The organism is Candidatus Obscuribacterales bacterium (assembly GCA_036703605.1).
Lineage (GTDB): Bacteria > Cyanobacteriota > Cyanobacteriia > RECH01 > RECH01 > RECH01.
Window position 1 is genome coordinate 26,308 of the sequence record DATNRH010000067.1, and the last position, 13,344, is coordinate 39,651.

General features: G+C 55.3%; 12 protein-coding genes. 9 read left to right on the top strand and 3 right to left on the bottom strand.

The features are described 5' to 3' along the window. Positions 1 to 55 precede the first annotated feature (55 nt). The 8 genes from V6D20_01490 to rfbB all read left to right on the top strand — a co-directional run bounded on the left by V6D20_01490 (position 56) and on the right by rfbB (position 8,780). A complete protein-coding gene (locus tag V6D20_01490; protein ID HEY9814469.1) occupies positions 56 to 1,012 on the top strand; it encodes a glycosyltransferase in 957 nt (318 codons plus the stop codon). 65 nt (positions 1,013 to 1,077) lie between these two features. Next, a complete protein-coding gene (locus V6D20_01495; GenBank protein ID HEY9814470.1) occupies positions 1,078 to 2,133 on the top strand; it encodes a glycosyltransferase family A protein in 1,056 nt (351 codons plus the stop codon). A gap of 89 nt (positions 2,134 to 2,222) precedes the next feature. Then, positions 2,223 to 3,431, top strand: coding sequence for a glycosyltransferase family 2 protein (locus tag V6D20_01500; protein HEY9814471.1), 1,209 nt, complete (start codon positions 2,223 to 2,225; stop codon positions 3,429 to 3,431). A 136-nt stretch (positions 3,432 to 3,567) separates the two neighbouring features. Beyond that, entirely contained in the window at positions 3,568 to 4,113 is a 546-nt protein-coding gene (gene rfbC / locus V6D20_01505) for a dTDP-4-dehydrorhamnose 3,5-epimerase (GenBank protein ID HEY9814472.1), read from the top strand. Continuing rightward, complete coding sequence (gene rfbD / locus V6D20_01510; protein ID HEY9814473.1) at positions 4,113 to 5,009, top strand: dTDP-4-dehydrorhamnose reductase; 897 nt, start codon at positions 4,113 to 4,115, stop codon at positions 5,007 to 5,009. Before rfbC ends, rfbD begins: the two co-directional genes overlap by 1 nt. Positions 5,010 to 5,036: 27 nt before the next feature. Further along, positions 5,037 to 6,110 (top strand): glucose-1-phosphate thymidylyltransferase, encoded by a 1,074-nt coding sequence (locus V6D20_01515; GenBank protein ID HEY9814474.1) that lies wholly within the window; start codon positions 5,037 to 5,039, stop codon positions 6,108 to 6,110. Positions 6,111 to 6,213: 103 nt separating this feature from the next. Continuing rightward, positions 6,214 to 7,518 carry a glycosyltransferase family 4 protein gene (locus V6D20_01520; protein HEY9814475.1) on the top strand — a complete coding sequence of 435 codons (1,305 nt, stop codon included), beginning with the start codon at positions 6,214 to 6,216 and terminating at the stop codon, positions 7,516 to 7,518. A gap of 200 nt (positions 7,519 to 7,718) precedes the next feature. Further along, entirely contained in the window at positions 7,719 to 8,780 is a 1,062-nt protein-coding gene (gene rfbB, locus V6D20_01525) for a dTDP-glucose 4,6-dehydratase (protein HEY9814476.1), read from the top strand. A 420-nt stretch (positions 8,781 to 9,200) separates the two neighbouring features. On the opposite strand, the gene V6D20_01530 is transcribed toward rfbB, so the two are convergent. Further along, positions 9,201 to 10,472, bottom strand: coding sequence for a DUF3747 domain-containing protein (locus V6D20_01530; protein ID HEY9814477.1), 1,272 nt, complete (start codon positions 10,470 to 10,472; stop codon positions 9,201 to 9,203). 448 nt (positions 10,473 to 10,920) lie between these two features. Next, positions 10,921 to 11,346 carry a DUF3887 domain-containing protein gene (locus tag V6D20_01535; protein ID HEY9814478.1) on the bottom strand — a complete coding sequence of 142 codons (426 nt, stop codon included), beginning with the start codon at positions 11,344 to 11,346 and terminating at the stop codon, positions 10,921 to 10,923. A 350-nt stretch (positions 11,347 to 11,696) separates the two neighbouring features. On the opposite strand from V6D20_01535, the gene V6D20_01540 reads away from it, so the two are divergent. Next, positions 11,697 to 12,470, top strand: a complete 774-nt coding sequence (locus V6D20_01540; protein ID HEY9814479.1) for a pentapeptide repeat-containing protein — start codon at positions 11,697 to 11,699, stop codon at positions 12,468 to 12,470. Positions 12,471 to 12,549: 79 nt separating this feature from the next. On the opposite strand, the gene V6D20_01545 is transcribed toward V6D20_01540, so the two are convergent. Beyond that, positions 12,550 to 13,344: GDP-L-fucose synthase (locus V6D20_01545; protein ID HEY9814480.1), on the bottom strand; the 795-nt coding region annotated here is incomplete at its 5' end.

The following is a 13,344-nucleotide window of genomic DNA, read 5'->3' on the forward strand; positions in this document are numbered from 1 at the left end:
GAAGGGCTTTGAAACCACCTTTCGTCCACCTTTTGTCCCTTTGTGAGATGAGCTGATGTCAAACGTGCCTATTGACTGCGATCGCCCCCCTCGGGTCTCGGTCATTTTGCCGGTTTACAACTCTGAACGCTACCTAGCTGAAGCAATTGAGAGTATCTTGTCCCAAACCTTTGAGGACTTTGAGCTGTGGATCGGCGATGACTGTTCTAGCGATCGCTCCCTCGCCATCGTTCAAACCTATGCCGCTCAAGATGCCCGGATCCATGTGCTGGCTAACCCCACCAATCTAGGGGTGTCGGCCACCCGCAATCGCCTCCAGGCCCAAGCCCAAGGCGAGTTCATTGCCGTCATGGATGCCGATGACATTGCCCTGCCCGATCGCCTTAGCCAGCAGGTCAGCTTTCTTCATGACCATCCAGAGGTGGTGTGTGTGGGTGGGAACCATGCTCTGATCGATGCCGAGGGTCGCCTGCTCACCTACCTGGCCCTCCCCCCAGATAATGAGGCGATTCAACAATCTGCCCTCGCCGGCCATGGCAGTATTTGCCATCCCTGTGCCATGATGCGTCGCAGCACGCTACAGCAGATTGGCGGCTATGACGAATCGCTGAAAAGCGCCTTAGATTTAGACCTGTGGCTGCGGCTGGGCGAAGTGGGGCATCTGGCTAATCTGCAAACCGTTGTGCTGCACTATCGGCTCCATGCCCATTCCATTAGTGAAACGCGCAGTACGGAACAGCGGCACAATGCACGACGGGTTTGCGAACGCGCCTGGCAGCGGCGCGGTATCGAGGGCAGCTTTGAAGCGGGCTATGCTTGGCGGCCCACCGCCGATCCTGAGTCCCAGCATCACTTTATGCTTAAGTATGGCTGGTGGGCCTTCAATAGCCGCCAGCGCCAAACCGCCATGGTCTATGGGTGGCGGGCGATCAAACTGCGTCCCTTCCAAGCCGATGGCTGGATACTCCTAGGCTGTGCGATCGCCAAGCCAATGCCGTCGGAGGAACCTTAGCTGTCCTCTAGGAGACCTTTGGAAAAAGAGTCCGTTCATTCACCCAGTAGGAGAGCGATCGCACCATGCAGACTTTGGAACTACCGCCACCGCTCGTTAGCGTGATTATTCCGATGTATAACGCCGAGGGCTATATTACTCAGGCGCTGCAGTCGGTGCTGCAAGAAACCACGATTCCCTTGGAGGTGATTGTGGTCAACGATCGCTCTAGCGATCGCTCCCTAGAACGAGTGCAGGCGATTCAAGATGCTCGATTGCGGGTCGTCAACGGAGCCAAGGCGGGCATTTCCACCACCATGAATCTGGGGCTAGCGGCAGCGCGGGGTACGATCATCATGCGTTGTGATGCCGATGATCTGTTTACCCCTGGCCGCATTGCCTCCCAAGCCAATTGGCTGCTGCAGCATCCAGACTATGGCGCGGTTTGCGGTAGCTACGACATCATTGCGCCCAACGGCTCTTTTGTCCTGCAGCACGACACCGGCGGCACGCCGGAAGAGGTCACTGACGAACTCCAGCAAGGCATCACCCGCACCCACCTCTGCACCTTTGCCATCCGCACGGATATTTTGCGGCTCCTGGGCGGTTTTCGTCCCTATTTTGAAACCGGCGAAGATATTGACCTACAGCTGCGCCTGGCTGATATCTGCCGGGTGTTTTACCAGATCGAGTCGCGCTATTGCTACCGCCTGCACAACGACTCCATCACCCATATGATTCCCTCCGAGCGACGGGTCTTTTTTGATCGCATCGCCCGCACGTTTCAGCAGCAGCGCCAGCATCAAGGGCAGGATGATCTGCAACATGGCATCTTTCCGCCCATTCCCCAAGGTTCCGAGTCGCGATCCTATTCATCCAATGAACAAATTCAGGGATTTTTACAGGGTCGGGCCTGGCAGGCTCTCAGCCAAGGACAGCGGCGGAATGCCTTGAAGCTAGGGGTGCGATCGCTCCTGGCCAATCCCGGACATCTGCCAACCTGGAGCAACTTTTTGGTGTTACTGGCCAAACTGCCAACCCAGAAAGCACAGCCGGCACCTGGTCACCCCAATCGACCTATGGCCGAAGCACCCCAGCCCCCCGCTGAACCGGTCACCTCAGAGTTGAATCGAGATGCATGATAGCGATCGCGCCAACCTGGGCAACTTGAGGGTAGATTTACGGATCTGCTACCGTTGAGCCTTAGTATCTTGCAGCCAAGGAGCTAGATTTGGTCGTTCTGACATACCTATGCTGGGCGATCGCCCTGATCGTCTGCATTCCAGTTCTCACCTTCACCCTTGAATGTTGGCTAGCCATGCTGCCGGGGCGATCGCCCTCCCTATCGGTCAACGCACCACGATTGGCGGTGCTCATCCCCGCGCACAATGAGGCGTTGGGAATTCAAGACACCCTGGCCGCGCTGATGCCCCAACTGGTAGAGGGCGATCGCCTGATCGTCATTGCCGATAACTGCAGCGATGACACCGCCGCCATCGCCCGATCGGCGGGAGCCACGGTGCTCGAACGCCAGAATCTTGACCAGCGGGGCAAGGGCTATGCCCTAGATTTTGGGCTGCGCTCCCTCGATGCGGATCCGCCGGATATTGTGGTGATGGTGGATGCTGACTGCACCCTGCTGCCCGGAGCCTTGCGCACCATCGCCCAGCAGTCTGCCCGATCCCAGCGCCCGGTACAGGCTTTGTATTTGATGGAGCAGCCGCCCGAGCCCAGCGCCAAGGATTCGGTGTCGGCCCTGGCCTTTATGGTGAAGAATCGGGTGCGGCCGCGAGGTTTGCAGCGCTTGGGCTTGCCCTGCCTGCTCACCGGCACCGGCATGGCCTTTCCCTGGGAAATGATTCGGCAATCGCCCTTAGCCAGCGGCAACATTGTGGAAGATATGCAGTTGGGTTTAGACCTAGCGATCGCCGGTGCACCGCCCCAGTTTTGCGAAACGGCGCGGGTGATCGGTCGCTTGCCCCAGCAGGATCAGGCCGCCACCAGCCAACGCACCCGCTGGGAGCATGGTCATTTGCAAACCTTGGTGACCCAAGTTCCCCGGTTACTGACCACGGCGATCACCCGTCAGCGCCTTGGGGTCTTGGCCCTAGCGTTGGACTTGGCCGTACCACCCCTGTCGCTGTTGGTGATGCTGTGGGGTGCCGCTATGATGGGGGCGATCGCCGCTGGCTGGCTGGGTGTGTCTTGGGCGATCGCCGGCTTTTTGGGTCTGCAGGGCCTGCTGCTGCTATCGGCGGTGATGCTGGCTTGGGCTCGCTTTGGGCGATCGATCCTTTCCCTAGGACAGTTACTCTCGATTCCCCTCTACGTGCTCTGGAAAATCCCCATGTATATCGCCTTCATCGTCCGACCCCAGCGGCAGTGGGTGCGTACGGAACGGGATCCAGCCCCGCCGCCCAAGGCCGATAGTGCGCCCTAGTACCCCAAACCGTCCTTAATCCCTACATCTCCACGGAAACTTTACGAACCATCTGAAGGTTTACAAAAACTCGTGGGAATACTGAGATGGGCTAGGCCTCAACCCTGCCAAACCGGGAATTCATAAGGAGGTTTTCATGCAGATCATTCCCACAGACATCCCCGATGTGCTGATTTTAGAACCGAAGGTGTTTGGGGACGATCGCGGCTTCTTCATGGAAAGTTTTAACCGGCGTACCTTTGCCGATAAAACTGGGCTCGATCTCGATTTTGTCCAAGATAATCACTCGCGCTCCGTCAAGCATGTGCTGCGCGGTCTGCATTACCAAGTGCAGCAGCCCCAGGGTAAGCTGGTGCGGGCGGCGATGGGCAGCATTCTCGACGTGGCGGTGGATATGCGGAAAAGCTCCCCCACCTTTGGCAACTGGGTGAGCTGTGAACTCAGCGCCGAGAATAAACGCCAGCTTTGGGTGCCCCCCGGCTTTGCCCATGGCTTCTTAGTGCTTTCTGACACCGCCGACGTGCTCTACAAAGCCACCGACTACTACGCACCCCAGCACGAGCGATCGCTCCTTTGGAATGACCCCGACGTGGGTATCCTCTGGCCCCTCACGGCCGACCCGATTCTGTCGGGCAAAGACCAAGCGGGTCAATCCTTCAAAACAGCCGAGGTGTATGCCTAATGCGGATTCTACTCACGGGTATTGATGGTCAACTGGGCAGCGAACTCCAGCCCATTCTCTCCACCCTCAGCGATGTCACCGCCCTAGGGCGATCGCACCTGGATCTCAGCCAGCCTGACCAAATCCGTCAGATGATGCAGGCGATCCGGCCCGACGTGGTCGTCAATGCTGCGGCCTATACCGGCGTAGACACCGCCGAGCGGGAGATGGATCGAGCGATCGCCATCAACGGCACCGCGCCCACCATTTTGGCGGAAGAGGCGCAAAAACTCGACAGTTCCATCATCCACGTCTCCACCGACTATGTGTTTGACGGCAGCAAAAATACCCCCTACCTAGAAGACGATCCCACCGGCCCCAAGGGAGCCTACGGGCAGTCCAAGCTGGCTGGAGAGCTGGGCGTGAGCAATAACTGCGATCGCCATCTGATTGTGCGTACCGCTTGGGTCTACGGTGCCGGCGGCAAGGGCAATTTTGTCAAAACCATGCTGCGCCTTGGGGCCGAGCGCGAAGAACTGCGGGTGGTGATGGATCAGGTCGGCTGCCCAACCTGGACAGGAGACTTGGCCCAAGCGATCGCCCAGTTGATTCCCTACCTCTGCGCCCCCAGCCCCACCACCGGCATCCTCCACTACACCAACAGCGGAGCGATTAGCTGGTATGACTTTGCCGTGGCGATCATTGAAGAAGCCGCCGCCCTCGGATTTCCCCTCACCCTCAAACGGGTGGTGCCGATCACCACCGCAGACTATCCCACCCCAGCCCAGCGGCCTGCCTACTCAGTGCTGTCTGGTCAGAAAGCCGCCGATATCCTAGGGCATCCGGCTCCCCATTGGCGGGCCAGTCTGCGGAAACTGCTGCATGACCTAGCACCCGTGACCGCCTCTGCTCGTTGAATTCAGTCCTTCACCCATAGCACTCCCATGAAAGCAATTATCTTATCTGGTGGCAAAGGAACCCGTTTGCGTCCCCTTACCTATACTGGGGCAAAGCAACTGGTACCCGTCGCTAATAAACCCATTCTCTGGTACGGGATTGAGGACATTGTCGCGGCTGGCATTACTGAGATTGGCATCATTATTAGCCCAGAAACCGGCGGCGAAGTGCAGGCTAAAACCGGGAATGGCGATCGCTTTGGAGCCAACATTACCTATATTCTGCAGGAGGAACCGGCGGGGCTCGCCCATGCGGTGAAAATTGCCCAGCCGTTTCTCGGCGATTCGCCCTTCGTCATGTACCTGGGCGATAACCTGGTGCAGAGCGACCTAAACCTCTTTATTGACGCCTTCAAAACTCGCCAGCTCGATGCCCTCACTCTGCTCTGTGAGGTGCCCAATCCCACCGCCTTTGGGGTCGCCAAGATTGACGACGAGGGGCGGGTGTTAGCCTTGGTGGAAAAACCGAAGGTGCCGCCCTCCAACCTAGCCTTGGTAGGAATTTATCTATTTGCGCCTAGTATTCATGAGGCGATCGCCCATATCCAACCTTCGGCTCGGGGCGAGCTAGAAATCACCGACGCCATCCAGTACCTGATCGACCATCAGCAAAAAGTAGAAGCCCGCCGCATTCAAGGCTGGTGGCTAGATACCGGGAAAAAAGATGATTTGCTAGAAGCCAACCGGGTGATTCTCGACACCTGTTTGCAATCCTCCGTCAATGGCGATGTGGATGAAAAGAGCCAGATTATCGGACGGGTGAGCATTGGCAAACAGTCCAAAATTATCAACTCCACCATTCGCGGCCCGGTAATCATCGGGGACAACTGCCATATTGAAAACTGCTTCATTGGCCCCTACAGCAGCATTGCCAACGAGGTATCGCTGATTGAAGCCGATATTGAACATAGCGTCTTGCTGAAGGGTGCTAGCATCACCGGCATTCATCACCGCATTGTAGACAGCCTGATTGGTCAGCGGGCCCAGCTCAAAGAAGCGCCTCAGCGTCCGAAGGCTTTGCGGTTCATGATCGGCGACGATTCTAAGATTGAGGTGATGTAGGGTATCTCAGATCCCAGCCACTCCCAACCGCACGCCTAGCAACCCTAGATGCCTGGGTTGCCCACCGTTCCGCCCCATACTTTGATGCAAGAGGCACCTGCTCATGCCTGAGACCGCAGATTACAAATCCCTCAACGTTTTATTGATCATCGAGTCCTGTAACCCGGATTGGTCATCGGTTCCCTTGGTGGGATACAACTTCTTTCGAGAGATCGATCAACGGGTGAACGCCACCCTGGTCACCCATGTGCGTAACCGAGATGCCATTCAAAAACGAGGGCATCAAAACGTTGTTTATATCGAAGAAAGTCGGGGCATACAGCTTTACTTTGGTTTAGTTGGGCCGATCGCTTCCAAGATTTGGCCACTGTTTCATGCCCTCACCTATCCGGTCTACGAGGAGTTTAACCGACGGGTCTACCAGCAGTTTAAAGACAGCGTGGTGGCGGGAGACTATGACCTGGTGCATGTGATCACCCCGATGATTCCTCGCTATCCCGTCAAGCTGAGCCAAGTGTGCGATCGCACCCCGTTTCTCTACGGCCCCGTCAATGGCGGCGTTCCGTTTCCCAAAAACTTTGAAGCAATCGCCCGCAAGGAACATGCCTACTTGAATTTTCTTCGAGATCTAGGGGAGCTGCTCCTGCCTGGCTATGAAGATACCTATCGCCGAGCTGACAAAATTCTTGCTGGATCGACCTACACCTTAGAGATGCTGCAGGAAAAGTTTGATCTCCCCAGCAATCGCGTTCATCTGTTTTACGAAAATGGCATCGAGCAAAAGTTTTTAGATGCCGCTGAGGATCGCCCCGCCCATGACAAAATTGAGCTGATTTTTGTGGGGCGCTTAGTGCCCTATAAAGGAGCCGATATGTTGGTCGATGCGATCGCCCAACTGGAGCCCGAGGTGCGCGATCGCATTCACCTAACCATTGTGGGAGATGGCCAAGAGCGATCGCCCCTTGAAGAACAAACAAAACAGCTCAACCTAACATCAGCGATTACCTTTACCGGCTGGGTGCAGCAGCAGGAAACCCTCGACTATTACCGCAAGTCTGACCTCTTTTGTTTCCCCTCCATCCGTGAATTTGGGGGAGCCGTCGTTATGGAGGCCATGGCCTGCGGCTTGCCTTGCATTGTGGTCAATAACGGCGGCATTGGTGAATATGTGACGGCAGAAACTGGCTTCAAAATTGAGCCGCTGTCCCGCGATCATATTGTTCAGGAAATGGCAGCCCACATCACCCAACTGGTGCAGGATGAAGCTCTGCGTCAAACGATGTCAAAAACAGCGACGGAGCAGGCTAAACAATTTGAATGGGGACAAAAAGCTCTAACCATGATGGCTATTTATGATGAACTAGTGAGCCCATCTTCGGTTCCTAAACTTGATGTCGCCAAAAGTTGATAGCCTCTCCATTTATCGGATGAAATAGGTTAAAACCATAGTTTCAAAAATCTCTCACCCAAGCCTAGATATATTGTAGGCAGGTCGCTTCATAGAACAAGCTATTAGGCAAGCACTCTAACCATTAGGTTGCATTTCGTTTTATAGACCGCTTCTTTTTGTAACGTACCCTGTAGGACTCAGCCAGGATTATGGAAAACATGCAGCGACGACTTTTGATCACCGGTGGGGCGGGTTTCATCGGATCAAATTTTGTCCATCATTGGTGTGAAACCTATCCCAGCGATCGCGTAGTGGTGCTGGATGCTCTCACCTATGCCGGCAATCGGGCTACCTTAAATGACCTTGATAGCCATGGCAATTTCCGGTTTGTGCAGGGGGATATTTGCGATCGCCCCCTAGTGGATCAACTGTTGGCGGAGGAGCAGATCAACACCGTTGCCCACTTCGCCGCTGAATCCCACGTGGATCGCTCGATTCTGGGCCCCGATGCCTTCATTCGCACCAATGTCGTCGGCACCTTCACGCTGCTCGAAGCCTTCCGCCATCATTGGACAGGTCGCGGCCAGCTAGAGAGCGATCGCTTCCTGCATGTTTCCACCGATGAAGTCTATGGCAGCTTAGAGGCGGATGATCCCGCCTTTAGCGAAACCACCCCCTACGCGCCCAACAGCCCCTACTCTGCCTCCAAAGCTGGCAGCGATCACCTAGCCCGGGCCTACTTCCACACCTATGGCATGCCCACGCTGATCACCAACTGTTCCAATAACTACGGCCCCTACCACTTCCCCGAAAAGCTCATTCCCCTGATGTGCATCAACATCCTGCTGGGTAAGCCGCTGCCAGTCTATGGTGATGGGCAAAATATCCGCGACTGGCTCTACGTGAAAGATCACTGCACCGCTCTAGATGTGGTTATCCACAAAGGTCAACCCGGCGAAACCTATAACGTTGGCGGCAACAACGAGGTCAAAAATATCGACTTGGTGCATATGCTCTGCGATTTGATGGACGACCTCGCGCCAAGTCTACCCGTGCGCCCCTCTCGGCAACTGATCACCTTCGTGAAAGATCGAGCTGGCCACGATCGCCGCTATGCCATCGATGCCAACAAAATCAAAACCCAACTCGGCTGGACGCCCTCCGTCACCGTCGATGAAGGCCTACGCCAGACTATTGAATGGTTTCTTAGCCATGAGGAATGGTGGCAGCCCTTGCTCTCCGAGGACTACCAAGCCTACTACCAAAAAGTCTACGCCTGAGCAAAACACCCTAGCGGTAGGACGGGTTATGCTGTCGCTAACCCGTCAAAGCCTGACACAACTTGAAGCCCCTCACCCCAAACCCCTCTCCCAGAACGGGCGAGGGGCTTTGAAAGCCCGTGAACTTTTTGGTTTCCACAGGGGTAGAAGGGGCTGGAAACCAGTAGAACGGGTAGCGATCGCGTAACCCGTCCAAGCGCCCACCTTACGAGAACATCTAGGCTCATTGGGTGGGTAACTTTAACGTCTCTTGAACAAGACATCTGACCACAGGTGAACGGTCAGGAACAGATGTGCCCTGACCGTTCAGCCGCTAGTACTCCGAGGCAGACATAACCCGCCTAGTTGCTAAGGCGGAAACCCTTGACTGTCTTGGAAGTCCTTTTCGTTCTTCTGTCTTCGTTCTTCTGTCTTGCGTTACTAGTCTTCCAAACAGCGCAGCATCCGCACCGTCGCCGCCGTGGCGTAGTTACGTAGTGCCGCTTGGTCGGGGCTGAACCGTTGCCCAGTTTCGTTGAGCGGTGAAGCAACACCGCAGTAGGTAGACATCTGGGTAATCAAGCTTGAGCCCCAATGCCCGGAGATATCGGTAAAGCTCGTCGCCGCCGTATTGCCGACTAGCGTAGGATCGTCACCTTGGAGCGTTTGCCCATATTCAGCCGCACGGCGCAACACCGCCATCAGCTCAGCCCGCGTCACCGCTTGACCAGGGCGGAAGCTACCGTCTTGATAGCCGCTGATAATATTGTTATCGCGGGCAAATTGAATCTTAGCTGCACTCCAGCGAGACGCACTCACATCTCGATAGGGATTACTACCAACCTGAGTTGGCAGCGCCAAGTTCACATCGGGCAACGTATCGAGCGCCTCAATCACAATGGAGACCAACTGTTCGCGGGTCAAGGACGCGCGAGGACGGAAGGTGTTATCTTCCAAAAATCCTGAAATAAACCCACGTCCAACCGCAAGCTGAATATCCGCTGCATAAATATCTCCAGCAATATCACTGAAGGCAGGCGTCGTGGGGGGTGTCACGACCGGCGGTGTGGTCGGTGGCGTCGTAGGAGGCGTGGTCGGTGGTGTTACAACTGGCGGTGTCACAACCGGCGGTGTGGTGGGCGTGGTCGGTGGTGCAGTATCCCGAGTGATGTAGACATGCCCCAAGGTGCGGCCTTCATAGGTGCGCTTCGCAAACCGCCAGCCAGGATCGAGGGTAATTTTGGCAAAGTCGGTGGTGACGCCATTGGCGCGGCCAATTTCATACTCTTGGCCTGCTGAGCGACTGAAGGGCACGCCCACCAGCACCATATCTCCACCCCGACGCACCACCCGCAGGCTGTACTGAACACCCAAGTCTTCCCCGGCAATACGAATCGAGTAGCCGTTACTATCGGTGCTGCGGCCACAGATGCCCGTAAAGTCAAACGACAGCAGGAGAGGATCGATAATCGTGGGATTACTGCCCTGCTCGCTCCAACATTGCCGCGTTGTGGACACTTGTTCAACAATCAGCAACTGGTGAGAACTGCCGCCGCCAATGGGAGAAGCGATCGCCACAAATCGGCTTTGATCAACTTCCTGCTGTCCAAAAATAGACGCTAGGGCAGGGGCAGATATCAGCAGGGTGCCTGCCATGGTGCCGGCAATGGCTGTAACTGTGGAGATGCGATGAAGAAGGGATTTTATAGCCATAACTAAACCATTACAAATTAGCGGATGAATAGAAGTGATGCTCGTCTGAACTAGGCGATCTGAACTAGGCGAATCGCGAGATACTTGCTTACTCTTGAGCCTAGACCGTTTGCCTCTTCTATCGTTAGTTAGAACAGCTTGATGATGATTGAATGGGCTCCTGCGATGCAGATGACCGTAAGGTGAACAGTTCTTTCCGCCGAGTATGGCCGAGCATGATGGTAGCGGAAGTATCTAGCAGACAGAATCAATCATAGGTGTTGGAAATCGCCCTTAACACTTACAAACAGCATTTTTTTATCATCTCACTATTCTCGATTATCCGTAATCTCCCGCAATCTCCTGCAATCTGATCAAGGATAGGCCTGCAAAAATTCCCCTGGGTTAAGCCAAGGGAATGATCGTGATTAGACGATGGATTAGGGGAGCGATCGCCCCCCATCACCACCTAAAATTCCATAGCATCCATACTGATGATCTGATTATTGCTGTTAAACAAGATAAACAGGTCGCGAGGGCCATTCTCAAACTGACCGGTCATAATCACTACCGGTGCATCGCCGGAGTTGTCCACCGTTGCGGCAACGGGGCCTTCATAGGCACCGGTACTAGCAATGAGATCGTTCCATTGCTGAGCTAGGCTTTCAACGGTGAGGGTGGTGCGAATGGCCGGATCGTAGCTTTGCAGGGCAGTCGCGTAGTCACCGCTCGCTAATGACTCAATAAAGGTTTCAGCGATCGCTGTGACATCAGCACCTTGGGCCACCAAGTCAACCGCCGCAGATTCTCCAGCGGGAACGGATTGAGCCTGAGCTGGAGCGATGCCACCTAGAAGAGCAGCAGCAATCACGATAACGGGCAAGTATCTTTTCATAACGTATGTCCTAAATGAATGAAGCGACTGAAAACCTAAATAGCTAGACGAAAAGGCGCTGGATTTGTGCCGCTGGCCAGAGCACGTCCTCTAAGCTGTTCAGGGCTTGACCCTTCACATAGATGGGTTGAGATGTCCCGATCGCCCTGGAAAAAGCGTGAATAGGGAACTATCCCAGTTTAGTCGTCTAGCTGTCCCAAAGATATCAACTCGGAGTTAGCCAGAAGCATCGGTTGACCGACCCTGCTTGAGAAGCAGACATACTTCCTAAAGGATTCACCCCTGCACCTATTGTTTCCGTAAACTATCCCGCACGTTTTCACGAACCTCCTCACCCCTTCCTCTAACCCATGGCCGATCAAGAACACCTCAACTTGCTCACCCAGAGCGTCGATGCCTGGAATGAATGGCGGCAAACCCTCCGCATCAAGCCGGATTTGAGCGGTGCCAATTTGAGTGGGCTGGATCTACACATCGCGGATTTGATCAAGGCCAAGCTGGTGGAAGCTCAATTGGTGAAAACAAACCTGCGCGGTGCCTATCTGCGAGATGCGGATTTGAGTGAAGCCAATCTTCAACAGGCAGATTTAGAGGATGTGGATGCGGGCTGGTCAATTTTTATCCAAGCCAATCTACGGCGCGCTAAGCTATCGCGGGCCCAGCTCATCCAAGCCAATCTCAGTTGGGCTGATCTGCGGGAAGTGAATCTCACCGGGGCCAATCTCAGTTGGGCTGACCTCAGCAGCGTGCAGTGTACCGGTTCTATCTTGGTGGATACTGACCTCAGCCGCACCAAGCTGCAAAACAGTGTGCTGAACCTGTCTGACCTCAGCAATGCCAACTTGATCGAGGCTAACCTCAGTAGTGCCAGTTTGGTTGGGGTGGATCTTGAGGAAGCCAACCTCAGCCGCAGCACCCTGGTAGGCTGCAATTTTACCGAAGCTTATCTGGTGGGCGCTAAACTGAGCGGGGCCGACCTCACTGGCTGCAGTTTTCAAAACGCCGATCTCCAATATGCGGATTTCACCAACACCTGCATCGATCAGGTGATCTTCGACGGTGCCAATCTTAAGGGTGCGATCTTGCCTACACCAGCGGCAGCGGGCCAAGGGCGATCGCACTGAGGCTGATCAGCAGACGGTCACGGGAGTTCGACGGCGTTCTCAGCTCTGCAGGTGCGTTACGGCTTCGCCTAACAGCAATCTACGCCAACACCTGCGACTGCTGACGATACCAATCGATGGTTTGCTGCAGGCCATCGCGGAATGTCACCTGCGATCGAAACCCAAAGGCTTGGGCGGCCCGCTGGGTATCTAGACAGCGGCGGGGTTGACCGTTGGGCTGATGGCGTTCCCATATCAGGTCACCGGTAAAGCCCATTAGCTCGCAGATCAATTCCACTAAGTCCTTAATGGAAATTTCCTCGCCGGTGCCGAGATTGACCGGATCCGGATGGCTGTAGTGTTGCGTACCCAGCACGATACCTCGGGCTGCATCGTCTGAATAGAGAAACTCGCGGGTGGGGCTGCCATCACCCCAAACAGGGATGGAGCGATCGCCCCGTTGTTGGGCTTCATGCACCTTGCGGATCAGGGCGGGGATCACGTGGGAACTGCGGGGATCAAAATTGTCCTTAGGGCCATAGAGGTTCACGGGCAGGAGATAGATGCCATCCAGGCCATACTGCTGGCGATAGGCTTGAAGCTGCACCAGCAGAGCCTTTTTAGCAATACCGTAGGGGGCGTTGGTCTCTTCGGGATAGCCGTTCCATAGGTCATCTTCCTGAAAGGGCACCGGCGTAAACTTGGGATAGGCGCAGATGGTGCCGACACAAACAAATTTTTCCACCCCAGCTTCATAGGCGGCATGGATGAGCTGGGTGCCCATCATTAAATTGTCGTAGTACAGCTCGGCGGGCTTTTCGCGGTTGAGGCCAATGCCGCCGACGTGGGCGGCCAGGTGGATCACCACATCCTGCCGATCAACAGCGCGTTGGCA